Consider the following 24,019-nt stretch of genomic DNA (forward strand, 5'->3'; position numbering starts at 1 on the left):
AGAGTCCCTTAATGCCCGCGTGCGGTGGAGGGAGTTACTCCCCCGTCGCCTTCGCGATGATTTCCTTCGCGACGTTCGCGGGAACCTCGGCGTAGGAGTCGAACACCATGGAGTAGTTCGCCCGGCCCTGGGTGCGGGACCGCAGGTCGCCGACGTAGCCGAACATCTCCGACAGCGGAACCAGTGCCTTCACGACACGGGTACCCGACCGCTCCTCCATGGCCTGGATCTGACCACGGCGGGAGTTGAGGTCACCGATGACGTCACCCATGTAGTCCTCGGGCGTGGTCACCTCGACCGCCATCATCGGCTCCAGGATCACCGGGCCGGCCTTCTTCGCGGCTTCCTTCATCGCCATGGAACCGGCGATCTTGAACGCCATCTCCGAAGAGTCGACCTCGTGGTATGCACCGTCCAACAGGGTGAACTTCAACCCGACGAGCGGGTAGCCGGCCAGCACGCCGTACTGCATCGCGTCCTGGGCGCCCGCGTCGACCGACGGGATGTACTCCCGCGGCACGCGGCCACCGGTCACCTTGTTGTCGAACTCGTAGAGCGCACCGTCCGTCGTCTCCAGCGGCTCCAGCTTCACGATGACCTTCGCGAACTGGCCGGAACCACCGGTCTGCTTCTTGTGCGTGTACTCGAGCTTGTCGACCGTCTTGCGGACGGTCTCCCGGTAGGCCACCTGCGGCTTACCGATGTTCGCCTCGACCTTGTAGTCGGACTTCATCCGGTTGACGAGCACCTCGAGGTGGAGCTCGCCCATGCCGGCGATGATGGTCTGACCGGTCTCCTCGTCCAGCTTGACCTGGAACGTCGGGTCCTCTTCGGCCAGCTTCTGGATCGCCAGGGACAGCTTCTCCTGGTCGGCCTTCGTCTTCGGCTCGATGGCGACCCGGATGACCGGCTCGGGGAAGGTCATCGACTCGAGGACGATCGGGTTCTGCGGGTCCGCCAGGGTGTCACCCGTGGTGGTGTCCTTCAGCCCGATGACCGCGTAGATGTGACCGACCTGGGCGTCGTCGACCGGGTTCTCCTTGTTGGAGTGCATCTGGAAGATCTTCCCGATGCGCTCCTTGCGCTCCTTGGTCGCGTTGATGACCTGCGCGCCGGCGGCGACCTTGCCCGAGTACACCCGGATGTAGGTCAGCTTGCCGAAGAACGGGTGCGCGGCGATCTTGAACGCGAGCGCGGCGAACGGCTCGTCGACCGACGCCTTCCGGGTCGCCGGGGTCTCGCCGTCGGGCAGCAGGCCCTCGACGGCCGGGACGTCCAGCGGCGACGGCAGGTAGTCGATGACCGCGTCGAGCATGGGCTGCACGCCCTTGTTCTTGAACGCGGAACCGGCCAGGACGGGGAACGCCTCGCGGGTGATGACCAGCTTGCGGATGCCCGCCTTGATCTCGTCCTCGGTGAGCTCTTCGCCCTCGAGGAACTTCTCCATCAGCGAGTCGTCGGTCTCGGAGACCGTCTCGACCAGCTTCTCGCGGTACTCCGCGGCCTTGTCGGCCAGCTCGGCCGGGATGTCCTCGACCGTGTAGTCCTCGCCCTTCTGGACCTCGCCGCGCCAGACCAGTGCCTTCATGCGGACCAGGTCGACGACGCCTTCGAAGTCGTTCTCGGCGCCGATGGGCAGCTGGATGGCCAGCGGCTTGACGCCGAGGCGCTCCTCGATGGTCTTCAGGGTGTAGTAGAAGTCCGCACCCAGCTTGTCCATCTTGTTGACGAAGCAGATGCGCGGGACGTCGTACTTGTCCGCCTGCCGCCAGACCTGCTCGGACTGCGGCTCGACGCCCTCCTTGCCGTCGAAGACGGCGACCGCGCCGTCGAGCACCCGCAGGTTGCGCTCCACCTCGACGGTGAAGTCGACGTGCCCGGGGGTGTCGATCAGGTTGATCTGGTGGTCGTCCCAGAAGGTGGTGGTGGCAGCCGAGGTGATGGTGATACCCCGCTTCTGCTCCTCCTCCATCCAGTCCATGGTGGCGGCGCCGTCGTGGACTTCGCCGATCTTGTAGTTGATCCCGGTGTAGAACAGGATCCGCTCGGTGGTGGTGGTCTTGCCGGCGTCGATGTGCGCCATGATGCCGATGTTGCGGACCTTGTTCAGGTCGGTCAGCACTTCACGTGCCACGAGAATGTTCCCCTGTCTCAAGCGTGGGGCCCGGCATGGCTTGCATCTGATGCCGGGCGGAAATCACCAGCGGTAGTGCGCGAAGGCCCGGTTGGACTCGGCCATCTTGTGCGTGTCCTCGCGACGCTTCACGCTGGCGCCGAGGCCGTTGGACGCGTCGAGGAGCTCGTTCTGCAGGCGCTCGATCATCGTCTTCTCGCGGCGGGCCTGCGAGAAGGAGACCAGCCAGCGCAGCGCCAGCGTGGTGGAGCGGCCCGGCTTGACCTCGATCGGCACCTGGTAGGTGGCACCACCGACGCGGCGGCTCTTCACCTCGATGGTGGGCTTCACGTTGTCGAGGGCGCGCTTCAGCGTGACGACCGGGTCGGTGCCCGTCTTCTCGCGAGCGCCTTCGAGCGCGCCGTACACGATGCGCTCGGCCAGGGACCGCTTCCCGTCCTTCAGCACCTTGTTCACCAGCTGGGTGACCAGCGGGGAGGCGTAGACGGGGTCGGAGATCAGCGGCCGCTTCGGGGCCGGACCCTTGCGGGGCATTAGCTCTTCTCCTTCTTCGCGCCGTACCGGCTGCGCGCCTGCTTGCGGTTCTTGACACCCTGGGTGTCGAGCGAACCACGGATGATCTTGTAGCGGACACCCGGCAGGTCCTTCACACGACCGCCACGCACGAGCACCATCGAGTGCTCCTGCAGGTTGTGGCCCTCACCGGGGATGTAGGCGGTGACCTCGATGCCGCTGGTCAGCTTCACACGCGCGACCTTGCGCAGCGCCGAGTTCGGCTTCTTGGGGGTCGTGGTGTACACGCGGGTGCACACGCCACGCCGCTGCGGGCTCCCCTTGAGGGCCGCCGTCTTCTGCTTGGCAGCCTTGTCCTGGCGGCCCTTCCGGACCAGCTGCTGGATCGTGGGCAATGGACCAGCTTCCTGTCGTGATCTGCTTCTTCGTGTCTTCACCGGCCCCCGCGGTCGGGCGTGTCGGCCCGCGTCACGGCCTGACGGCCGGTAACTTCCCGGAGGGATTTCCGTCGGAACCCCGACCTGCCGAAGCCGGTGACCGGGTGCCTGAGCACCCCGCCCATGCGCACGGCACGCGGAGCGGCCCGACGCATGCCGGGCACGGTCTCCAAAGATACCCGCCCGGGTCCGGGAGGGACGCAGCGGGGGGTCTGAAGGTCGGCGAACCTCCAGCCTACCTCTCCGGACCGCCCTGCCGGGGGATGTTCCGGAGTGCGGTCGCGCGCGGCGGCTCCTGCGCTGCCGCCGGTGGTTACAACACTCCCGGGGCCGGCGTTGTTCCGCCCGGCTGCCGACGCCGTGAGCCGGCGAGCCTGCGCCTCTGCGTCATGAACGACTCTTTCATGACGTCCGACGCGGTGAACGACTCTTTCATGACGTCCGGTCACCCGGCGGCACAGCGATCTTGCGCGGCGCCGGGCGAGCGGCCGCCGGGTCAGTCCTCGTCGGGCTTGGCGTGGTCGGGCTTGCCCGGGTTGGGGTCCCGGGACAGGTCGATGAGCGGGTGCACGCCCGCCCCCTCGGGTGCCGCGTGGCTGCCCGTCGACTTCGGCTCTTCGTCCGGCCGTCCGGCCCCTTCGCTGCTGGTCATCACACACTCCTGGCGCGTCGTCCCCTGCTTCCCCTTGCAGCCGAAACCTACCCATTACCCGGTCGGGTGATGCAGTGGGATCGGATCGGGCGTTCCGTGCGTCACACCGTCGCCGAGGGGCCACGATGAGTGGACGGGCACCGGAGGATCGGGGAGGAACCAGGGCATGTCGGCCGAGTTCGAGCACCTTGTCGCCGAGTTCGAGCGCTTCCAGGCGGGCATCCGCTCCGCCGACGACCGGTTCGCCGGGCTCGGCGCGATGCAGCAGGAGCTGGCGGAGCTGCGGGCGAGCGCGTCGTCGCCGGACGGCGGCGTGACCGTCGTGACCGGGCCGGGCGGTGCCGTCCTCGACGTCAGGTTCACCGAGGCGGGGCTCGCCAAGGGCCCGCAGGCGCTGTCGGCCGCGGTGCTGGCGACGCTGCGGGAGGCCGTCGGCGAGGCGGCGCGGCGGCAGGCGCTCATCGTCCAGGAGCACGTGGGTGACGACCTGGGCCTCGTCGACCAGGTCCTGGAGACCCAGGCCACCGCGTTCGGCACCACCGTCGAGGAGCTGCGGGCGAAGCTGGCCGACGAGCCGCCGCGCACGGCGGCCGAGGACTTCTCCGAGGAGCGCGTCCTGCGCCAGGCCGACGCCGCTCCCCCGCCACCCCCGCCGCCGCCCGCCGGCGGGGACTCCGCGGGCGACAAGTTCCTGCGCACCCTGTTCGAGGAGGACGACTGATGCCCGACGGCGGTTACCAGGTCCGGGTGGACGCGCTGCGCGAGTACGCAGGCGTGCTTGGCAAGTACAAGGACCAGGGCGCGAAGTTCACCGAGAAGGTCGGCCAGGCCGACGTCGGCGACAAGTCCTGGGGCGTGGTGGGCCTGTTCACCAAGCGCGGCTACGACGAGACCCTGCACGAGCTGCGTGACCTGCTCGCCTCGATGGCCGAGGGCCTGACCTCGGCGCAGGCGAAGTTCACCGACGCGGCGAACGTCTACCAGGGCACCGAAGACGACCACAAGGCCTTCTTCGGGCAGGTCGAGGTCCTGCTCGACGGCCCGGGCGAGAAGAAGGCGTAGGGGGCGGCGATGGCGGAGTTCCAGGACGTCGCGGGTGGCGTCACGGTCAAGTCCGACGACCCGGACACCGTGCTGGGGATCAACACCGGCAACGCGGTCAAGGCGATCCCGTTCGCCGGCAGTGCCGTGACGGTCGGGAAGGACGCGGTCTCGGTCGTCAAGGCCGTCGCCGCGCCGCATCCCGACGGCGCCGACATCACCCTCGCGCTCGGCACGATCGCGACCGACACCGCGGGCTTCATCCAGTCCAGCTCCAGCACGATCACCGACATCGCCACCGACCCGCTCGGCTGGCTGGTCGGACAGGGGCTGAACTTCCTGATCAGCGCCGTCCAGCCGATCCAGGACGCGATCCACTTCGTCAGCGGCGACGGACCCGCGCTCGGCATCGCGGCGGACAACTTCAACGCGATCGCCACCGGCCTCGACCAGCTGGCGAAGAACTTCGCCGAGGTCGCCGACTCGTCGCTCGCGCAGTGGCAGGGCAGCGCGGGCGACGCGGCGCGGCGGTCGCTCGGCGAGTTCGCGCACGGCATCGCCGGTGTATCGGCGAAGTCCGGCGACCTGGCGCAGATGCTGCAGCTGAGCAGCATGCTGATGAGCTTCGTCGAGGACCTGATCAAGGCGATCCTCACCGAGCTGGTCACCTGGCTGATCATGATCTGGATCCCGGCGCTGGCCGCCGCGGTGCCGACCTGCGGGGCGTCGGTGGCCACCGCGGGCACGGCGTCGGAGGTGAAGCTCGGCACGACCGCGGCGAAGACGACGCAGAAGGTGTCGAAGGTCCGCGAGCTGCTGCAGAAGATCCTCGACTGGCTGCAGAAGATGAAGGCCAGGCTGGCCGCGACGAAGCTGGGCAAGGTGTTCGCCGACGGCAAGACCGCCACGAAGCTGGGCGAGATCGCCGAGCGCGACGCGGGCAAGAGCCTGGTCGAGAAGCTCACCGGCGCCGAAGGGATGATCGGCAAGCGCGCGGGCAAGAACGCGGCCGCCGAGATCCTCAAGAAGGGCGGCGAGGCCGCGGCCAAGGGCGTACTCGGGTTCAACCCGGCCAAGCCGGGCGACAACCCGGCGAAGACGCTGAACGACCACCTCGGCAAGCTCAACAGCCACGTCAAGAACGCCAAGAAGGCCAGCGACTACGGCGAAACCGGGCGCAACCAGACCGACGACGAAACCCGCGAGGACCTGGACTTCTGATGACGACGCAGCTCGCCGAAGGCGGCGGCACCGGCCCGGTGCTCCTCGGGATCGGCCTGGTCGTCGTGGTGTTCGTGGTGGCGGGCGCGATCTGGTGGCGCTCGCACACGAAGTTCGTCGAAGGCCGCACGGAGCACTGGTTCAAGGCCTTCGCGGCGGAGCGGGGCGGCACGTTCAACAGCGGCGTGCCCAGCGACGCGAAGGCCGTGCCGACGTTCGGCGTGACCCACCCGCGCGGGCACGCGCTCGCGGACTGGCCGCGCGAGACGTGGGTCGAGTTCTCCCACCGCGGCCGCCGCGTGATCGGGATCGACGACCAGGAGCCCTACCGGCACTTCGACGACCACACGTACTTCCGCGACACCCACGTCACGCAGGTGCAGGTGCCGCCGTCGCCGGAGCTGCGGATCACCGCGGGCCGGGTGTCGATGCCCACGCTGCCGCCGGACTCGCCGCTCGGCACGGAACTGACCCGGTGGCTGGCCGCCAACCCGCGCTTCGGGCAGCGGGACGTCGTCGTCGAGCAGGGCTCGGCACGGACGTGGGGTCCCGGCTGCGCGACGCGGCAGAACCTCCTCGCCGAGGCCGACTACCTGGTCGACCTGGCCGAACACCTGCCGGCGGCGCTGTGGGTCACCGGCGGCGTGTCGTGAGGTGGGTCAGCCCGGCCGACAGGGCGAAGACCAGGCCGAGGCCGACGACGTAGGGACCGGCGATGAGGGCGAACCCGGCGCCGATGTTGGCGTCGGGCTGGTCCGCCGTCGCCTGGTAGCCGATCGAGCCTGCCGACAGCAGGACGGCCCCCGCCGTGATCAGCACGACCGCGATCACGGTGAGGCGCTTCGTGACGGGCGTCATGCCTTCCATGGTGCCGGGGCCCGGCGATCCCCGCCGATCAAGCCGGCCTCGGGACGGACGGCAGAGGTCTTGAATGACTCATTCAGGACCTCCGAAGACCTGAATGAGTCATTCAAGACGCTTGCCGGGGTACCTCACGGCCGCCGGGGCGCGAGCAGGGCCAGCGGGAGCAGGGCCAGCACTCCCCCGACCACTGCGACCAGCGCATACCCGCCGCCCGCGAAGAGCTGGCCCGAACCAAGGCCCGCCAGGGCCGAGGCCGACCAGACCACCGCGTCGACCGTGCCCTGCACGCGGCTGCGCGTTTCCGGGGCGAGGTCGCGGCTCAGCCGGGCGCTGCCGCCGACGAACACCAGGTTCCAGCCGTAGCCCAGCAGGAACAGCGCCACCGGGAGGCCGGTCGCGTGCGCCGTCGGGGCGGCCAGCGCCGTGGCCGCCGACAGGGCCAGGACGCCGAGGCCCGCGTTGATCGTCACGCGCGGGCCCCAGCGGTCCGCGATCCGGCCGGACAGCGGCGCCAGCGCGAACATGCCGATCATGTGCGCGCTCAGCACCCACCCGACGACGTCGAGGCCGTGGCCGTGGCTCTCCAGCTGGACCGGCGTCATGGTCATCACCGCGACCATGGCCAGCTGCGCGGCGACCATCGCGACCAGCGGTTTCACCACCGCGGGCGAGCGCACCGGGCCACGCGGGGCGGGCACCGGGTCCCGGGGCGGCGGGACGTCCCCCGGCAGGAGCGCCGCCGCCAGCGCCGCGCCCGCCGTGGCCAGCACCGCGACCGCGACCGGGCCGGACAGTGACGGCCAGCCGAAGCCGGTCACGACGTGCGCCGCGGGCGCCATCAGGGCCGGGCCGACGAGGGCGCCGACCGTGCCGGCCCAGACGACCGTCGACAGCGCGCGGCCGCGGCGTTCCTCCGGATACAGGTCCGCGGCGAGGTAGCGGGACAGCTGCGCCCCGCCGTTGCCGACGCCGACCAGCAGGATGCCCAGCAGCAGCGGCAGCACCGACGTCGTCAGCGCGGCGGCGAACGCCACCAGCGCGCCGGCCGCCGCGACGCCGTAGCCGCTCACCAGGACGCGCCGCCGTCCGTGCCGCGGCAGCAGCACGCCCGCGCCGAGCGCGCCGCCCGCCGTGCCGAGCACGCTCGCCACGCTCGGCAGCCCGCTCCAGCCCGGTCCGCTGCCCGCCGCGACGATCAGCGTCGCCGCCGTGCTCAGGCCGACCATGGCCGTGTTGAGCAGGGCAACGCCGGCGAACAGTGCCCCCATCGACCGGGTCCGCCCGGTCGTCGTCAAAGTCCCCATGACCTGCAACGTTAGGCAGTTGGCGCCCCGGTTCGAAGGGACGGCGAACGGCATTTCGGTCGCCGCGGCCGCACTTCGGAAGGAAGATGACGGCCATGACCTTTCGTTCGGAAAAGCCGCTGGACGACGTCGACTGGCGGCTCCTGGAATTGCTGCAGGCCGACGGGCGGCTGTCGTTCAAGGAGCTCGGCCGCCGGATCAACCTGTCGGCACCGGCGGTGGCCGAGCGCGTGCGGCGGCTGGAGGAGACCGGGGTGATCACCGGCTACCGCGCCCAGGTCGACGCGCGGCGGGCGGGCCAGCCGCTGCAGGCGTTCGTCGAGATGCGCTGCGCGCTGAGCAGCTGCCTGCTGAAGACGTCGAAGGCCGAGGACTATCCCGAGGTCGTCGAGATCCACCGGCTCTCCGGCGACCACTGCACGATGCTGAAGATCCGCGCGGCGTCCCTGGAGCACTTCGAGGGCCTGCTGGAACGGCTGGGCAAGCACGGCGAGCTGCGGTCGTCGGTGGTGCTCTCGACGCAGTACGAGGGCAGGCCGGTACAGCCGCCGTCGGACGACTTCCTCCGCGCGACGAAACCCGAGGGCTGGTCGTGACCGGTCTGGCGGCTGCGCCCGGGACGTCCGGCTGCTAGAGGAGAGGGATGCCGATCTTGCGCACTCTCGCTGTCACTCTCGCCGCACTTGCCGGGATCGCCGTCCCCGCTCCGGCCGAGGCCACGCCCCGCCCGTTCGTGGCACTCTCGGACGTCGCGCCGACGATCCTGCAGGACATGCGCTACTTCACGCCGCACAACTTCGTCGGCGAGCGCATCGACGGGTACCTCGAGCCCACCTGCATCCTGACCCGGCAGGCCGCCGAGGGGCTGCGGAAGGCCCAGCAGCAGCTGCGGAAGCGGGGTTACACGCTCAAGGTGTACGACTGCTACCGGCCGCAACGGGCCGTCGACCACTTCGTCCGGTGGGCCGAGGACCTCGCCGACGAGAAGATGAAGGCGGAGTTCTACCCGAACGTCGCCAAGGACCGGCTCTTCGCCGACGGGTACATCGCGGAGAAGTCCGGGCACAGCCGCGGCAGCACGATGGACCTGACGATCGTGAAGCTCCCGCCGCGGCCGCAACGGCCGTACGTCCCGGGCGAGCCGCTCCAGCCGTGCTTCGCACCGCAGCGTTTCCCGGACAACACGGCCGAGATGGGAACGGGCTTCGACTGCTTCGACCCGCTGGCACACACCGACAACCCGGCAATCACGGGCGAGGCGCGCCAGAACCGCGACCTGCTGAAGAACACCATGGCCGCGGCCGGATTCCGCAACCTGCCCGAGGAGTGGTGGCACTACACGCTGAACGACGAGCCGTTCCCGGACACCTACTTCGACTTCCCGGTCAGCCGCTGCACCCTCCCCGGGAATCACCCGTGATTGCCGGGGCATCACCCGTGACTGGGCGGGCATCACCCGTGATTGAACGGGCATCAGCACGATGCCCCTCCAGACACGCGTGATTCCCCTGTGGACACGCGTGATTCCCCTGTGGAGCAAAGGGAAGGGCCCCCGCCGGAAACCGGCGGGGGCCCTTCTCGTGGTTCAACCTCAGCGGAAGTCGCGGCCGAAGTCGTAGTCGTCCAGCGGGACCGCGGCACCGGTGCCCGTACCGAACACGTCCGGGGTGTAGTAGCCGTCGTCGTAGGACGGGATCGCGTACGCCGCGACCCGGGCCTCCTCGGTCGGCTGCACCTGGATGTTGCGGTACTTGTTGATGCCCGTACCGGCCGGGATCAGCTTACCGATGATCACGTTCTCCTTGAGGCCGACGAGCTTGTCCGAGCGGCCGTTGATCGCCGCGTCGGTCAGGACTCGCGTGGTCTCCTGGAACGACGCCGCCGACAGCCACGAGTCCGTGGTCAGCGACGCCTTCGTGATACCCATCAGCACCGGACGGCCCGACGCCGGCTCGCCGCCCTCGGCGACCGCGGCGCGGTTCGTCGCCTCGAACTTGGTCCGCTCGGGCAGCTCGCCCGGCAGGAAGTCCGTGGACCCGGAGTCGATGATCGTCACCCGGCGCAGCATCTGCCGGACGATGACCTCGATGTGCTTGTCGTGGATCGACACACCCTGCGCCCGGTACACCTTCTGGACCTCGTCCACCAGGTGCATCTGCGCCTCGCGCGGCCCCATGACCCGCAGGACCTCGTGCGGGTCCGGCGTGCCCTCGAGCAGCTGCTGGCCGACGTGGACGTGGTCGCCGTCGCCCAGCGGGCCGTTCGGGGTGTTCGCGAGCCGCTGCCGCTTGGACAGCTTGTCGAAGACGATCTCCTCGCCCCCGTCGTCCGGGATGAGGGTGATCTTCCAGAACCGCTCGCTCTCCTCGATCCGCACGCGGCCGTCGACGTCGGCGATGGGCGCCTTGCCCTTCGGGACGCGGGCCTCGAACAGCTCCTGGACACGCGGCAGACCGGTCGTGATGTCGTCACCGGCGACACCACCCTGGTGGAAGGTACGCATCGTCAGCTGGGTACCCGGCTCACCGATCGACTGGGCGGCGACGATACCCACCGCCTCGCCGACGTCGACGAGCTGGCCGGTCGCCATCGAGCGGCCGTAGCAGGTCGCGCAGATACCGACGGCCGACTCGCAGGTCAGCACCGAGCGGACCTTGACCTTGGAGATGCCGCTGGAGAGCAGCTTCTCGATGGCCGGGTCGCCCAGGTCGTCGCCGGCGTTCAGCACGACGTTGCCCTTGGCGTCCACCGCGTCCGTCGCGAGGTTCCGCGCGTACACGCTGGTCTCGACGTGCTGGTCGCGCAGCACGCGGCCGTCGCCGAGGTCCTCGCCGATCGGCATCATGATGCCGCGGGTGGTGCCGCAGTCGATCTCGCGGACGATGACGTCCTGCGAGACGTCCACCAGACGCCGGGTCAGGTAACCCGAGTCGGCGGTACGGAGCGCCGTGTCCGCCAGACCCTTCCGGGCACCGTGCGTCGCGATGAAGTACTCCGCCACCGACAGGCCCTCACGGAAGTTGGCCTTGATCGGACGCGGGATGTACTCACCCTTCGGGTTCGACACCAGGCCACGCATACCGGCCAGCGACCGGACCTGCGTCATGTTACCGGCGGCGCCCGACTTCACGATCATGGCGATCGGGTTGTCGTCCGGCAGCGCCGTCTCCATGATCTTGTGGACCTCTTCGGTGGCCTGCGTCCACACCTTGACGAGCTCGTTGTTGCGCTCGGCGTGCGACAGCTGACCACGCTGGTAGCGCTTCTCCACCTGGGAGGCCTTGCCCTCGTACTCGTCGAGGATGGCCTTCTTGCCTTCCGGCACCAGGACGTCGGAGATCGCCACGGTGACACCCGACCGGGTCGCCCAGTAGAAGCCGGCGTCCTTGAGCCGGTCCAGGGTCTGCGCGACCTGGGTCATCGAGTACCGCTCCGCGAGGTCGTTGACGATCGCGGCCTGCCGCTTCTTCGGCATCGGCTCGTTGATGAACGGGTAGTCCGCCGGCAGCAGGTCGTTGAACAGCACGCGGCCCAGGGTGGTCTCGGCCAGCCACGGCTTGCCCGGCTCCCAGCCCTTCTCCGCGAGCGCCGGCTCGTCGGCCTTGGCGGGCTGACGGTCGGTGATGCGGATCTTGATCGGCGCGTGCAGGCTCAGCACGCGGCGGTCGTAGGCCATGATCGCCTCGGCGGGCGACGAGTACGCGTTGCCCGCGCCCTCGGCGTTCTCGTTGAGGCGGGTCAGGTGGAACAGGCCGGTGACCATGTCCAGACGCGGCATGGCGAGCGGACGGCCCGACGCCGGCGACAGGATGTTGTTCGCCGACAGCATCAGGATCCGGGCCTCGGCCTGCGCCTCGGCCGACAGCGGCAGGTGCACCGCCATCTGGTCACCGTCGAAGTCCGCGTTGAACGCCTCGCAGACCAGCGGGTGCAGCTGGATGGCCTTGCCTTCGACCAGCTGCGGCTCGAAGGCCTGGATGCCGAGGCGGTGCAGCGTCGGCGCGCGGTTCAGCATCACCGGGTGGCCGGTGATGACCTCTTCCAGCACGTCCCACACCTGCGGCCGCGAGCGCTCCACCATCCGCTTGGCGGACTTGATGTTCTGCGCGTGGTTCAGGTCGACCAGCCGCTTCATGACGAACGGCTTGAACAGCTCGAGCGCCATGTCCTTCGGCAGGCCGCACTGGTGCAGCTTCAGCTGCGGACCCACGATGATGACCGAACGGCCCGAGTAGTCGACACGCTTGCCGAGCAGGTTCTGGCGGAACCGGCCCTGCTTGCCCTTGAGCAGGTCGGACAGCGACTTCAGCGGCCGGTTGCCCGGGCCGGTGACCGGACGCCCGCGGCGGCCGTTGTCGAACAGCGCGTCGACGGCCTCCTGCAGCATCCGCTTCTCGTTGTTGACGATGATCTCGGGCGCGCCGAGGTCGATCAGCCGCTTGAGGCGGTTGTTCCGGTTGATGACCCGGCGGTACAGGTCGTTCAGGTCGGAGGTCGCGAAGCGGCCACCGTCCAGCTGCACCATCGGGCGCAGGTCCGGCGGGATGACCGGGACGGCGTCGAGCACCATGCCGCGCGGGTCGTTGCCGGTGGCCTGGAACGCCGCGACGACCTTGAGCCGCTTCAGCGCGCGGAGCTTCTTCTGCCCCTTGCCGTTGCGGATGGTGTCGCGCAGGCTCTCGGCCTCGGCGTTGACGTCGAACTCGGTGGCCAGCTTCTGGATGGCCTCCGCGCCCATGCCGCCGGTGAAGTACTCGCCGTAGCGGTCGACCAGCTCGCGGTAGAGCAGCTCGTCGGCGATCAGCTGGCGGGTGTCGAGCTTGGTGAAGGTCGTCCAGACCTCCTCGAGACGGTCCAGCTCGCGACCGGCGCGGTCACGGATCTGGCGCATCTCGCGCTCGCCGCCCTCCTTGACCTTGCGGCGGACGTCGGACTTGGCGCCCTCCGCCTCCAGCTCGGCCAGGTCGGCTTCCAGCTTCTGCGCGCGGGCCTCGATGTCGGCGTCACGCTTCGTCTCGAGGTTCTTGCGCTCGACGCCGATCTCGTTCTCGAGGGTCGGCAGGTCGTTGTGCCGCAGCTCCTTGTTCACGCCGGTGATGACGTAGGCCGCGAAGTAGATGATCTTCTCGAGGTCCTTCGGCGCCAGGTCCAGCAGGTAGCCCAGGCGGGAGGGAACACCCTTGAAGTACCAGATGTGGGTGACCGGGGCGGCCAGCTCGATGTGGCCCATCCGCTCGCGGCGCACCTTGGCGCGGGTCACCTCGACGCCGCAGCGCTCACAGATGATGCCCTTGAAGCGGACGCGCTTGTACTTGCCGCAGTAGCACTCCCAGTCCCGGGTCGGGCCGAAGATCTTCTCGCAGAAGAGGCCGTCCTTCTCGGGCTTGAGCGTCCGGTAGTTGATGGTCTCCGGCTTCTTGACCTCGCCGTAGGACCACTGACGGATGTCGTCGGCCGTGGCGAGACCAATGCGGAGCTCATCGAAGAAGTTGACGTCCAGCACGTCTAGATCCCCTTGGGGTTATTTCGGGGGTCTGGGGGTCGCTCCCCAGATATCCCTGTCGGCTAGAGGGGTTGGCGGCGAGGCGGGGCCCACGGGAGGCAGGCCCCGCCTCAGCTCGCGTCAGTGCACGACGTCGTCCACCGAGGGCGACTCGTTGCGGGACAGGTTGATGCCGAGGTTCGCCGCGGCGCGCTCGAGGTCCTCGTCGTCGGAGTCGCGCATCTCGATCGCCGCGCCGTCGCTGGAGAGCACCTCGACGTTGAGGCACAGCGACTGGAGCTCCTTGAGGAGCACCTTGAACGACTCCGGGATGCCCGGCTCGGGGATGTTCTCCCCCTTGACGATTGCCTCGTACACCTTGACGCGGCCGACCACGTCGTCCGACTTGATCGTCAGCAGCTCCTGCAGCGTGTAGGCAGCGCCGTACGCCTGCATCGCCCAGCACTCCATCTCACCGAAGCGCTGGCCACCGAACTGCGCCTTACCACCCAGCGGCTGCTGCGTGATCATCGAGTACGGGCCGGTGGAGCGGGCGTGGATCTTGTCGTCGACCAGGTGGTGCAGCTTCAGGATGTACATGTAGCCGACCGACACCGGGTACGGGTACGGCTCGCCGGAGCGGCCGTCGAACAGCGTGGCCTTGCCGTTCTCCTTGACCATGCGCTCGCCGTCGCGGTTCGGCTTGGTGCAGCCGAGCAGGCCGGTGAGCTCCTCCTCCTTCGCGCCGTCGAACACCGGGGTGGCGGTGTTCGTGCCGGGCGCGACGTCGTAGAGCTCCGGCGACAGGTTCTTCGCCCAGTCCGGGTTGCCCTCGATCGTCCAGCCCTGCGACGCCAGCCAGCCCAGGTGCAGCTCGAGGATCTGGCCGATGTTCATACGACGCGGCACACCGTGGGTGTTCAGGATGATGTCGACCGGGGTGCCGTCCTCCATGAACGGCATGTCCTCGACCGGCAGGATCTTGCCGATGACACCCTTGTTCCCGTGCCGGCCGGCGAGCTTGTCGCCCGGCTGGATCTTGCGCTTCTGGGCCACGTAGACGCGGACCAGCTCGTTGACGCCCGGGGGCAGCTCGTCGTCGTCCTCGCGGGAGAACACCCGGATGCCGATGACCTTGCCGGTCTCGCCGTGCGGCACCTTCAGGGAGGTGTCGCGGACCTCGCGGGCCTTCTCGCCGAAGATCGCGCGGAGCAGGCGCTCCTCCGGGGTCAGCTCGGTCTCGCCCTTCGGCGTGACCTTGCCGACCAGGATGTCGCCGTCGCGGACCTCGGCACCGATCCGGATGATGCCGCGCTCGTCGAGGTCGGCCAGCACCTCCTCGGAGACGTTCGGGATGTCCCGGGTGATCTCCTCGGCGCCCAGCTTGGTGTCGCGGGCGTCGATCTCGTGCTCCTCGATGTGGATCGACGTCAGCACGTCGTCCTGCACCAGGCGCTCGGAGAGGATGATCGCGTCCTCGTAGTTGTGGCCCTCCCACGGCATGACCGCCACGAGCAGGTTCTTGCCGAGCGCGACCTCACCGTTCTCGGTGGACGGCCCGTCGGCGATGACCTGGCCCGCCTCGACCCGGTCGCCCTCGTTGACGATCGGGCGGTGGTTGAAGCAGGTGCCGTGGTTCGAGCGGCGGAACTTGTAGAGGCTGTAGCTCTTCCGCGTCCCGTCGTCGTGCATGATCGTGATCAGGTCGGCGGACAGCTCCTCCACCACGCCCGACTGCTCGGCGACCAGCATGTCGCCGGAGTCGATCGCGGCACGCAGCTCCACGCCGGTGCCGACGTACGGCGCCTGGCTGCGCAGCAGCGGCACGGCCTGACGCTGCATGTTCGCGCCCATCAGCGCGCGGTTCGCGTCGTCGTGCTCGAGGAACGGGATCATCGCCGTCGCGATCGACACCATCTGCCGCGGCGAGACGTCCATGTAGTCGATGTCGAGCGGGTCCATCAGCTCGACCTCGCCGCCCTTGCGCCGCGCCATGACCCGGTCTTCGAGGAAGTTGCCCTCGTCGTCGATCGGGGCGTTCGCCTGCGCCTTGACGAAGCGGTCCTCTTCGTCGGCGGTCAGGTAGTCGATCTGGTCGGTGACCCGGCCCTCGACGACCTTGCGGTACGGCGTCTCGATGAAGCCGAACGGGTTGACCCGCGCGTACGAGCAGAGCGAGCCGATCAGGCCGATGTTCGGGCCTTCCGGGGTCTCGATCGGGCACATCCGGCCGTAGTGCGACGGGTGGACGTCGCGGACCTCCATGCCGGCGCGCTCACGCGACAGACCACCCGGGCCCAGCGCGTTGAGGCGGCGCTTGTGGGTCAGGCCGTCGATCGGGTTCGTCTGCTGCATGAACTGCGACAGCTGCGAGGTGCCGAAGAACTCCTTGATCGCCGCGCCGATCGGGCGGATGTTGATCAGGGTCTGCGGCGTGATCGCCTCGACGTCCTGCGTGGTCATGCGCTCGCGCACGACGCGCTCGGTGCGGGAGAGGCCGACCCGGATCTGGTTCTGGATCAGCTCGCCGACCGTGCGGATGCGGCGGTTGCCGAAGTGGTCGATGTCGTCGGTCTCGACCGGGATCTCGGTGCCGTTCGCCGCGGTCATCTTGTCCTCGCCGGCGTGCAGCCGGACCAGGTACTCGATGATCGTGACGATGTCCTCTTCGGTCAGCGTCCCGTTGTCGATCGGCGTCGACAGGCCCAGCTTCTTGTTGACCTTGTAGCGGCCGACCTTGGCCAGGTCGTAGCGCTTCGCCTTGAAGAACAGGTTCTCCAGCAGGGTCTGCGCGCTCTCCTTCGTGGGCGGCTCGCCCGGGCGCAGCTTGCGGTAGATGTCGAGCAGCGCCTCGTCGGTGCCGGCGGTGTGGTCCTTCTCGAGGGTGGCCAGCAGCGTCTCCGAGAAGGAGAAGCGCTCACGGATCGCCTCGGTGGTCCAGCCCAGCGCCTTCAGCAGCACGGTGACCGGCTGGCGGCGCTTGCGGTCGATGCGGACGCCGACGGTGTCGCGCTTGTCGACGTCGAACTCCAGCCAGGCACCCCGGCTCGGGATGACGCGGACGCTGAAGACGTCCTTGTCGCTGGTCTTGTCGATCTCCTTGGAGTAGTAGACGCCCGGAGAGCGGACCAGCTGGGACACGACGACGCGCTCGGTGCCGTTGATGACGAAGGTGCCCTTGTCGGTCATCACCGGGAAGTCGCCGAGGAAGACCGTCTGGCTCTTGATCTCGCCCGTGTTGTTGTTGACGAACTCCGCCGTGACGAACAGCGGAGCGGCGTAGGTCATGTCCTTGTCCTTGCACTCCTCGATCGAGGCCTTGACCTCGTCGAAGCGCGGGGCGGAGAAGGACAGCGACATCGAGCCGGAGAAGTCTTCGATCGGGGAGATCTCGTTGAGGACCTCTTCGAGACCGCCGACGGGGTTTTCCTCACCCTCTTCGACACGGCGCTGGAACCACGCTTCGTCCCCGGTGAACCACTGGAACGACTGGATCTGGACGTCGAGCAGGTTGGGGGTGGTGAGCGGTTCGCGAATCTTTGCGAAGGAAACCCGCTTGGGCGCGCCGGGGATACCCGTGGACTCCGAGCGAGATTCAGCCGAGGTGGTCGCAGCAGTGGCCTGGTTCGCGGGAGAGACTGCCAAGATGCGTCCTTCCGGGGACAATGAGCGGTGACGGCCGCCATAGCAACAGCTATCAGCGACTGTCAAGGGTGCCGTGTGCCCACTATCCTAACTACCGGCTCCGGGCAGCCTGAAAGAGGGCAGCGCAAAGAGACAGTCTAGCCCGAACGCCACGGCTTGTCCAGGGGGCGCTCCCGACGGGGCCCAGCCTGCATCGCGACGTCTTCAGGTATGCCTCCCAGCGACCCGGTCGTCCCTCCCGCAAGGGCTCCCGGTTTCGCCGTCGGGAGTAAGCGTGACCCCACCGGAGCCTCCAGTCAAGATGCCACACGGGGGTCCCGCCGGTTGGCGCAGCGTGGAAGAGGTTCAGCGGAGCGTAAGCGGCCGAATATCATTCCAGTTACTCGCTGGTAGCGCCACCTTGGGGGATCTACCTGGGGTTTCGCGGAGCTGGGAGCGGTCCCGGGACGTGGGGATGATCTCGTCGGGCGTTCGGCGGGATCAAGCGGGGCGGCGTGTCGGGCCCGCCTGGATCCAGTCCGGCAGCGGCTCGCACGCGGCGAGCCAGGCGCCCGGAACCGCCGTGCCGCCGGCGGCGAGCACTCCGCCGACGATGGCCCCGACGGTGTCGACGTCCTCCGCCAGCCGGGCGACCGTCCACAGGGCGTCGACGTAGCTGTCCGGGAACCGGGCGGCGATCCACAGCGCGAGCGGAACCGTGTCGTGCGCCGCGATCTCCCGGCCCGTGCCGAGCGTCGCCGCCGCGGCTTCACCCGGCACCTTCACCGCCATCTCGAGGCCGTCGCGGACCATGCCGGGCGGGACGAGCGGAATGACCCTGTTCAGCAGGTCCGGCCCGCCCAGCCCGGGGGACGCGGCCCGCAGGGCGGCCGCCGCCGCGACCGCCACCGCGCCCGCGATGCCCTCGAAGTGCGCGTGCGTGATCTCGGCGGAGAGCTCGGCTTCCCGCAGCGCCTGCGGCAGGTCGTGGCAGAACCACGCCCCGAGCGGCGCGACGCGCATGGCGGCGCCGTTACCCCAGGAGCCGCGGCCGTCGTCGACGTTCACGGTCCGCCACGACTGCCCGGCGCGGATCCGGATGAGCCGCCACTCCGCGCCCGGGCCGTAGCCGCGGGCCGGGTCCAGGTGCTCGGCGAACGACGCGGCCAGCGCGTCCTGCTCGATCCGGCCGAACCGCCGCAGGACGGCGAAGACCGAGCACGCCATCTCGGTGTCGTCGGTCCACTGCCACGGCGCGGACGGCAACCGGCGATCCACCACGTCCGGGTGATCGCCGGGCAGCAGAATTTGCGCCCCGAAGGCGTCGCCGACGGCGAGTCCGGCAAGACCGGCGCGAGCCTGCTCGAGTCCCATGGGTCACTCCAGCCCGTCTTGCAGTTCGGCGAGCTTGGCGAGCAGGACGGCATCGGAACCCCCGACGACGACCACGTACCGGCCATCGGTGTGGCTGACCCAGCGCCCCTGCTCGGTGTCGACGAAGGTGACCGGTTCGCTGCGGCGATGGCCGCGCTGGTCCCGCACCCCGGCGAACAGCTGGCCGCCCGCGGACCGCGGCTGCGCGAAGATCCCGGCGACCCGGGCGGCCTGGCCGTGCGGTTCTTCGGCGGTGAGGTCCGCGACCGGCACGGAGTACGAGACCGACCGCGCGGCCGGATGCTCGGGCAGCTCGCGGACGACGGTCCTGGCCAGCGCCTCCAGGCGGGCGGGCCGCAGCAGGAACCGGCCTTCCCGGGGCAGGTAGCAGGCAAAGGCCCCGGACCGCCGTCCGGCCGCGGCGTGCAACCGGTAGCTCAGGTCCGCGGTCTGCACGTACGCGGAGACCTCGGCCGGGCCCTGGCAGAGCAGCCACAGGCTGTCCCCGAGGTCATCGCCGGGTTCACCCCGGTCCAGCAGCCCTTCGGCGGCAAGTTCGTCCCGCGCGGCCTCTTCCCGTCCGGCTTCGGCGTCCGCGTTGCGCCACACGGGTTCGGGGGCGAGAACGGACGGGAGGGTGAGCCCCAGCCGTTCGGCGGCCCAGTGCACGCTCCGCGCGGCGAGAACGGTTTCGTGCCGGACGACCATCAGGTGCCGATGGTCGGCGGCACCGGTTTCATGCCGTCGGGAAAGCCCCCGAACAGCTCGTCGGGGTCGGGTTCGAGGAGGACTTCGAGCCGTTTGTGTTCTTTGTCTTCCTCTTTCTGGCCTCGGCCCACCGGCCCGGCCATCCCGCCTCCGATGCCGGGTTTCCCGGAGGCACCGGCAATACCGGCGCGAGTCATCCCACCGGCTCCGAGCCGTCCGGCGCCGCTGCGGCCACCGGGTCCTTCGACGACGCTGCCGCCGCGTCCGGAGGTTCCGCCGCTGCTGCTGCTTCCGCTGCCGGGTGTCCCGATGCGCCCGGTCCCCGGGACTCCGAGGGTTTCGGGTGTGCCCGGGACGCCGGGGCCGAGGCGGGCGTTGATGTCGCCGGACCCGCCGTCGCGGCCGAAGCTGGTGCCGGGGAGGTTCGGGGACGTCCTGCCGTCGGCTGGGTTGTTGCTGGCGACCGGGGCGAGCCCGGAGGTCCGGGTGGTGTCGTCCTGTCCAGGCGGGGTTGTGGTCCCGGTCGGGACGTTCGTGTTCGTGTTCGTGCTGGTGTTCGTGGTGCTCGTGTTCGTGCTGGTGCTGGTGTGCGTTTCGGTGTGGTCACCGGGCCGCTGCTGCTGCCAGGAGACGTCCTGCCCGGGGACGGTGGCCCGATGCTGGTCGACGTGGGTGGTGGTGGTGCGGTCGGTGCTCGCCCGATGATCACCCGGAGGAGTGACGGTCGCCGGCTTCTCGGCGTGCTGGACGTCGGTGCCGCCGGCGGGAAGGGTCAGGTCGCCGTAATCGGTGGGGAGGCCGGCGGTGTTGTCGGTACTCTGGCCGTTGTAGGTGCCGTAGTGCTGAACGACTTCCTGAGCCTTGGCATTCCAGGCCGCGATTTCTTCGTCTTTGTCGGTGAGCATCGGCAGGTGCCGGCTGAGGAAGTCCTCCTGGGGCTGCGGGCCGGGCCCGTCACCGACCTTGTTCTTGAGGTCGGTGTAGTCGACCCCCTGGGTCGTCAACGCACTTTGGGCCGCAGCGAGGTGCACGGCACTGACCTCGGAAGCAGCGAGCAACGGCCCGGCCCCGGCCTGCGCCTGACCCGCGGCATTACCGGACCAGGCTTCGCTCATGGCGGCCTGGAGACGAGTCATCATGTCGCGGGCCTCGACGTGCTTGGCCGCCATCTGCTCGGCTATCCGGCCGGAGGCGTACAGGCTGTCGGGTCCTTCACCGGACTTGAGGAAGTCCACGATCTGCTGGGCGGTGTATTCGGTCATCACGCACCGGCCTTCATGGTGGAAACAGCCATCTCGGCGGCTTTCCGAACAACAGGACAGGGATCCGAGTAGTTCTTCGACTCCGGGTCTACCGAAACCTGGACACTGTAGACAAGGTCATCGCGCACACCAACGCCGATCTGGCATTTCCCTTTTGGCTGCGCATCAAGGGAGTCCAGCAGCACGCCGGGATAACCGGAAAGGTCGGAGACCGGCTCGAAGAACGGCCATTGTCCTTGCTCGTGCTGCTTGTAGAGCTTTGCGAGGCTACTGCCTGCCGTCAGCAAAGTGGCGTGCAATGTGACCCCGACTTCATCGAAGGCATTCCACTCGCAACCAGGCCCCAGTTTGCTCTCCAGGTCAGGCTTCGGCTGCGTCGTGATACCGAGCTGCGAGAGCTGATCGACGGTGAGCGCAGCACAAGGCTCTTTCTCGTAGCGAGCCGTATCGAGAGGCTGGGCAACCTTGGGCACATTCGGAGCATCACTCGAGGTGGCAGGAGATGAACCGGCGACACTTGACGACGGCAAGGCATTGCCCGCCACACCATCCGAGCAACCGGCCCCCAAGGCTGCCACCAAGAGCACGACCGCAAGCTTGCCCTGTTTCACAGATCAATCCCTATGACGTTGAACGAGTGACTTGCCGAGCCATCGGACTCCTGGTACGCCTTGATCATCTTTTCGAGTGCGTTCACATAGCCGACCGCGTAATTCCACTGCTGCTCGATACTGCGCTGGTACAGGTCGCCATGCGTCTTCGCGGCGGTGTTGTGGCTCATGCTCGCCACATCGGCAGCAGGTGGGGCCACTGCCCGAAGCTCGCTTGCGTGCGCCCGGAGATCATCAAGCTTGTCCCGCAGTTCTTGCCACTGGGGCAACAGCGCCCGCATCTGCTCCACATCGAGCTTGAACCCGCCCCCACCTCCGCCGCTGGCGGCCTGCTCCAGCCGGGCCTGGAGCATCTGCATCTCCGTCGCGTGGATGCCCCTGAACGACGGGTCGTCCACCGGTACCCGGTACCCAGCTGCCCCCGATACTTCGCGTGCGAAATCAACCATGCAGAACTTCCTCCCCGAAGCTCCGTGAGCGTCCACACACACTCTGTCAACAGATCAAGCTATCAGACGCCTCCAGCCGAGTCAGTCGTTCCAAGGAGTTCAACGGGTCACCCGGACGGAGGAGAGAATCCGTTCCCGTTCCGCCGCAGAAAGCGTGCCCGCCAGGAACACCACCTGCACGCCGTCGGGAACCGCATATCCCCGCAGGTCGAGCACCATTTCCCGGGAAGGTGACAAGTCCGCGGGAATGCAGGGAGCCTCGACGACGATGACCGATGCGCCGCGGCCAGACCCCACATCAGACGGGATCCCTCCGGCCGTCCGGGCATCCGGGCCCGACAGGCGACTCACCAGCGCCCCCGACAGGCTCCGCAACACCGCGTCGACGTTCTGGACACCCCGGACCACGCCGATCCCCATCACCGCTTCGGGGCGGTCCGCGTCGACGCATCGGCTCGTGCCGTGGCGGGATACCTCGAATCGGGCCGGGCCCAGCTGCCACGCGTCGGCTGCCCGCGTCCAGCCCGAGCCTAGGTCGTCAAGCGAACAGGCCGACATGAGCAGCAGGACGGCGGCCAACCAGAATGCGCGCATGGCCGCTGGATCGGCTGTCACTCCGGCGAAACAGAGATCTCCATCGTGCAGTTCCGCACCCGGAAACCCCGTCTTACCGTGACCCCATGACCTCCGACTGGCGACCGGGGCACCTGCGCCCCGACCGGCTCCACCTGCTGTCCGCCGATGGACGCGGACGCTGTGGTGCGCAGGTCGGGCCGCCGCTCAGCCGCTGTGCCGTCTGCTCCGCCCTGGCCGGTGGGGAAGCTACTTCGACGGAGACGGTGACGGAGACGGCGCCGGAGCCGAAGACGAAGGGGCCGCCGCCGGGATCTTCGGCGCGTTGTACGTGTCCATGTCCGTGATCTTCCACTTGTCGCCCTGCAGCTGGGCGTTCAAGTGCAGCTGGGCCGTCCCCGCCGTTGTCTTCTTCGTGTCCGTTCGGGTTGACGTCTGGTCGACGAACACCATCACCTTGGCCAGGTCACCGTTCAGCATGATCACCGCCGCGCGGGTCACCTTGCACGTCACGATCATCTTCTGCTGCGGGGCCAGCCTCTTCACCTCGCCCATCAGCGAGTTGTACTTCGCCTTGACCTCGTCGTTGGCCAGCAGGTCGTTCGCCGCGTCCTCGGTCTTCTTGATGTTGTTGAAGTCGTAGGAAAACAGCGCCTCCGCCGCCTTCGACACCGCGTCCTTCACCTGGGCCGTCTTCGCCACGTCCAGCAGGGCCGTGTTGCTCGTCGCCGACGAGATCTTGGACTCCTCGGTCTTGAACCAGACCGCCAGCCCGCCGAGGACCAGCGCCACCAGCACCAGCGCGCCCGCCACCAGGTACGGCCTCGGCACCCGCGAGACCGGCTCCGACGACGACTGAACCTCGGGCTCCTCCGTCGGCTTCGCGACCCCGGTGTCCCGCTTCTTCTGCCGCGGTGCCGGACGCTCGGGAGCAGCAGATTCCTCGACAGCCTCGAAAACCGCCGTGTCCTCGGCAGGATCCACAGAGGCAGGAGAAGGAGCAGCAGCAGGACGCGGCATCGGACGCGGAACCGGCCGCGGCCGCGGCTTGCGCTCGGCAGGCGGCTGCACCGCCGGGAACTGGCCGGTCCGCTCGGCGGTGGACTCGTTCGGCTTGCGCAGGCCCGCCACGCGGGGGCGGCGCGACGGCGAAGAGCGGCGGGAGGGGGGCACTACGGGCTCCTTCTGGGTGACGCTACTGGCCGGCCGCGACGAGCGGGACGCTGTCGATGCCCGACAGCTTCCACTCGTCGCCCACGCGGGTCATCGACACTTCGAGGCGCAGCGGCTTCGCGCTGCTCTTGTCCCCCTGCGTGACGGTCGTGGCGATGGCGGCGAGGAAGCTGGCCTTGCCTTCGTGGTCGTCCAGCTCTTCGACGGCGATGTCCTGGACGTCCGTGGTGACCTTCGTCTTGGCGTCGGCGAGTGCCTTGCGGAACGTCGGCGCCGACTGGTCGATCTGCTGCGCCATCTTGTCGTCCGACACGGCCTTCTGCCGCGCGAAGAAGCCGTCGAGGTCGTTGTAGTCGACCTCCGTGTACGCCTTCAGCGCGTTGGTACCCGCCTTGACCACGGCTTCGCGCGAGGCGGCCAGCTCGGCGTTGTCGTCGGACGCGGCCGCCCACCACATGATCCCGAAGATCGCCGCCGAGATCAGCGCGGCCAGCGCCAGCGCCGCGGCGCCGAGCACCAGGATGCGCGACGACCGCTCACCGGCGACCGGGGAAGCCGCCGCGGCGGGCTCGTCCGAACTCATAGCACTCCAGAGTA

The 24,019-nt window shown here is 68.8% G+C and carries 22 protein-coding genes; 6 read left to right on the plus strand and 16 right to left on the minus strand.

Translation table 11 applies throughout. The annotated features are described in order from the left end of the window. Positions 1-34: 34 nt before the first annotated feature. From fusA to ABJI51_RS28530, 4 genes are all read right to left on the minus strand, one after another. Positions 35-2,134 (minus strand): elongation factor G, encoded by a 2,100-nt coding sequence (gene fusA, locus ABJI51_RS28515; protein WP_348954118.1) that lies wholly within the window; start codon positions 2,132-2,134, stop codon positions 35-37. A gap of 63 nt (positions 2,135-2,197) precedes the next feature. After that, entirely contained in the window at positions 2,198-2,668 is a 471-nt protein-coding gene (rpsG, locus tag ABJI51_RS28520) for a 30S ribosomal protein S7 (protein WP_003102106.1), read from the minus strand. Continuing rightward, a complete protein-coding gene (gene rpsL / locus ABJI51_RS28525) occupies positions 2,668-3,042 on the minus strand; it encodes a 30S ribosomal protein S12 (RefSeq protein ID WP_003102113.1) in 375 nt (124 codons plus the stop codon). The genes rpsG and rpsL overlap by 1 nt, the downstream gene beginning before the upstream one ends. A 538-nt stretch (positions 3,043-3,580) precedes the next feature. Beyond that, positions 3,581-3,736, minus strand: a complete 156-nt coding sequence (locus tag ABJI51_RS28530; protein ID WP_348954119.1) for a hypothetical protein — start codon at positions 3,734-3,736, stop codon at positions 3,581-3,583. 166 nt (positions 3,737-3,902) lie between these two features. Here ABJI51_RS28530 and ABJI51_RS28535 point away from each other — a divergent pair, with 166 nt between their 5' ends. Genes ABJI51_RS28535 through ABJI51_RS28550 form a run of 4 tightly spaced genes read left to right on the plus strand, consistent with a single transcriptional unit; the run spans position 3,903 to position 6,651 of the window. Continuing rightward, entirely contained in the window at positions 3,903-4,457 is a 555-nt protein-coding gene (locus tag ABJI51_RS28535) for a YbaB/EbfC family nucleoid-associated protein (RefSeq protein ID WP_348954120.1), read from the plus strand. After that, positions 4,457-4,798, plus strand: coding sequence for an ESX-1 secretion-associated protein (locus tag ABJI51_RS28540; protein ID WP_348954121.1), 342 nt, complete (start codon positions 4,457-4,459; stop codon positions 4,796-4,798). Before ABJI51_RS28535 ends, ABJI51_RS28540 begins: the two co-directional genes overlap by 1 nt. 9 nt (positions 4,799-4,807) lie before the next feature. Continuing rightward, a complete protein-coding gene (locus ABJI51_RS28545; RefSeq protein WP_348954122.1) occupies positions 4,808-5,998 on the plus strand; it encodes a hypothetical protein in 1,191 nt (396 codons plus the stop codon). Continuing rightward, positions 5,998-6,651 carry a hypothetical protein gene (locus ABJI51_RS28550; RefSeq protein WP_348954123.1) on the plus strand — a complete coding sequence of 218 codons (654 nt, stop codon included), beginning with the start codon at positions 5,998-6,000 and terminating at the stop codon, positions 6,649-6,651. Before ABJI51_RS28545 ends, ABJI51_RS28550 begins: the two co-directional genes overlap by 1 nt. On the opposite strand, the gene ABJI51_RS28555 is transcribed toward ABJI51_RS28550, so the two are convergent. After that, complete coding sequence (locus tag ABJI51_RS28555) at positions 6,632-6,856, minus strand: hypothetical protein (protein WP_348954124.1); 225 nt, start codon at positions 6,854-6,856, stop codon at positions 6,632-6,634. The genes ABJI51_RS28550 and ABJI51_RS28555 overlap by 20 nt on opposite strands. Before the next feature lie 134 nt (positions 6,857-6,990). Continuing rightward, positions 6,991-8,166, minus strand: coding sequence for an MFS transporter (locus ABJI51_RS28560; RefSeq protein WP_348954125.1), 1,176 nt, complete (start codon positions 8,164-8,166; stop codon positions 6,991-6,993). 95 nt (positions 8,167-8,261) lie between these two features. Between ABJI51_RS28560 and ABJI51_RS28565 the strand changes: the two genes are divergently transcribed. After that, a complete protein-coding gene (locus ABJI51_RS28565; protein ID WP_348954126.1) occupies positions 8,262-8,762 on the plus strand; it encodes an Lrp/AsnC family transcriptional regulator in 501 nt (166 codons plus the stop codon). Between the two features lie 47 nt (positions 8,763-8,809). Further along, complete coding sequence (locus ABJI51_RS28570) at positions 8,810-9,586, plus strand: M15 family metallopeptidase (RefSeq protein WP_348954127.1); 777 nt, start codon at positions 8,810-8,812, stop codon at positions 9,584-9,586. Positions 9,587-9,757: 171 nt separating this feature from the next. Here ABJI51_RS28570 and ABJI51_RS28575 read toward each other — a convergent pair whose 3' ends face one another. From ABJI51_RS28575 to ABJI51_RS28620, 10 genes are all read right to left on the minus strand, one after another. After that, positions 9,758-13,669, minus strand: coding sequence for a DNA-directed RNA polymerase subunit beta' (locus ABJI51_RS28575; protein ID WP_348954128.1), 3,912 nt, complete (start codon positions 13,667-13,669; stop codon positions 9,758-9,760). Positions 13,670-13,789: 120 nt separating this feature from the next. Beyond that, complete coding sequence (gene rpoB / locus ABJI51_RS28580; protein WP_348954129.1) at positions 13,790-17,293, minus strand: DNA-directed RNA polymerase subunit beta; 3,504 nt, start codon at positions 17,291-17,293, stop codon at positions 13,790-13,792. Between the two features lie 480 nt (positions 17,294-17,773). After that, the gene (locus ABJI51_RS28585; RefSeq protein WP_348954130.1) at positions 17,774-18,646 is read right to left on the minus strand and encodes an ADP-ribosylglycohydrolase family protein; all 873 of its coding nucleotides are present in this window, start codon (positions 18,644-18,646) and stop codon (positions 17,774-17,776) included. A 3-nt stretch (positions 18,647-18,649) separates the two neighbouring features. Continuing rightward, positions 18,650-19,354, minus strand: a complete 705-nt coding sequence (locus tag ABJI51_RS28590) for an ESX secretion-associated protein EspG (RefSeq protein WP_348954131.1) — start codon at positions 19,352-19,354, stop codon at positions 18,650-18,652. Continuing rightward, positions 19,354-20,616: a hypothetical protein gene (locus ABJI51_RS28595; protein ID WP_348954132.1), complete on the minus strand. Its 1,263-nt coding sequence runs from the start codon at positions 20,614-20,616 to the stop codon at positions 19,354-19,356. The genes ABJI51_RS28590 and ABJI51_RS28595 overlap by 1 nt, the downstream gene beginning before the upstream one ends. Next, positions 20,616-21,227, minus strand: coding sequence for a DUF3558 domain-containing protein (locus tag ABJI51_RS28600; protein WP_348954133.1), 612 nt, complete (start codon positions 21,225-21,227; stop codon positions 20,616-20,618). The genes ABJI51_RS28595 and ABJI51_RS28600 overlap by 1 nt, the downstream gene beginning before the upstream one ends. Then, positions 21,224-21,676 (minus strand): PE domain-containing protein, encoded by a 453-nt coding sequence (locus ABJI51_RS28605; protein WP_348954134.1) that lies wholly within the window; start codon positions 21,674-21,676, stop codon positions 21,224-21,226. The genes ABJI51_RS28600 and ABJI51_RS28605 overlap by 4 nt, the downstream gene beginning before the upstream one ends. A gap of 99 nt (positions 21,677-21,775) precedes the next feature. Next, positions 21,776-22,270, minus strand: a complete 495-nt coding sequence (locus ABJI51_RS28610; protein WP_348954135.1) for a hypothetical protein — start codon at positions 22,268-22,270, stop codon at positions 21,776-21,778. 228 nt (positions 22,271-22,498) lie between these two features. Beyond that, entirely contained in the window at positions 22,499-23,380 is an 882-nt protein-coding gene (locus tag ABJI51_RS28615) for a hypothetical protein (protein WP_348954334.1), read from the minus strand. Positions 23,381-23,444: 64 nt separating this feature from the next. Further along, the gene (locus ABJI51_RS28620) at positions 23,445-24,005 is read right to left on the minus strand and encodes a hypothetical protein (RefSeq protein ID WP_348954136.1); all 561 of its coding nucleotides are present in this window, start codon (positions 24,003-24,005) and stop codon (positions 23,445-23,447) included. Positions 24,006-24,019: the final 14 nt, after the last annotated feature.

Source organism: Amycolatopsis melonis (genome assembly GCF_040064235.1).
In the GTDB taxonomy this organism is placed as follows: domain Bacteria; phylum Actinomycetota; class Actinomycetes; order Mycobacteriales; family Pseudonocardiaceae; genus Amycolatopsis; species Amycolatopsis melonis.